We start from the raw sequence: 237 nt of genomic DNA on the forward strand, positions 1-237 counted from the left end.
AGAGCGATCCGACCGACGGACAGCCGGTCCGCGATGCGGTGCGACACCGTGAAATCGCTGCGCCAGCGGATTTCACCCAGCCGCCAATCCCTGGGGATGCTGTCGATCAGCGGCTGGCCGTAGGTGAACAGCCGCACGGTCTTGCCCGCATAGGGCAGGCAGATGAAGGCGCGGCCGACGCCGAAATTGACCCAGACCTGATCCGTGGGCGGCCCCTCGATCTCTGCATCCATCAGA

General features: G+C 65.4%; 1 protein-coding gene. It reads right to left on the minus strand.

Annotated elements, in window-relative coordinates:
* Positions 1 to 237 (minus strand): hypothetical protein (locus ACM0OY_RS40655; RefSeq protein ID WP_414574340.1); only part of this gene is annotated, 237 nt, incomplete at both ends.

It is taken from the genome of Nostoc sp. CCY 9925, assembly GCF_963920935.1.
Lineage (GTDB): Bacteria > Cyanobacteriota > Cyanobacteriia > Cyanobacteriales > Nostocaceae > Nostoc.